This window comes from Massilia sp. 05N420 (genome assembly GCF_056397205.1).
Window position 1 is genome coordinate 1 of the sequence record NZ_JBFTMX010000152.1, and the last position, 506, is coordinate 506.

1 protein-coding gene is annotated in these 506 nt (G+C 58.3%); it reads right to left on the bottom strand.

Going from position 1 to position 506, the window contains the following annotated elements; genetic code table 11:
* Positions 1-213: 213 nt before the first annotated feature.
* Positions 214-506: PRC-barrel domain-containing protein (locus tag AC1DIX_RS27730; RefSeq protein WP_477328551.1), on the bottom strand; the 293-nt coding region annotated here is incomplete at its 5' end.

Here is a 506-nt window from a genome sequence, read left to right on the forward strand (position 1 = left end):
GTCGTCAATAGGGGCAGGCTCCCGCCCGGCCTGTAAGGCCCACTCGACGTACCGTTAGCGCCTGCCTCCGTCACTTGCCCGTTAAGAAAATACAAACTCACTAAGCCGGAGGCAAGTCGCCGAACTGTCTAGCATGGCCCGAGATACAGTTAGATCGGGTGCGATCTCTCCAGCACCGCCAATTGCGGTGCTGGAGAACAGTTCGAGACGATCTCAGTCTCGGTGTTCAGGCATTTGCTTGAGCTGATCCTTGGTCCAACTGGTGACGGCGTGAACATCGCCGTCCTCGTCACGCATAAACTCGAGATCCGAAATCGGAACTGCGACCGGCTTGGCGCCAATGCCGAGGAACCCGCCAACATCGATCACTGCAGATCCGCCGGCGCCGCCAGCAGCATGGATGTGATCGATCTTGCCGACCTTATGATCATCGACGCCGTAGATCGTGGCACCTTCGAGAACGGCGGGCGTCAACTCGGATGCCGTCAGCCGTACGTGGTTTGTAT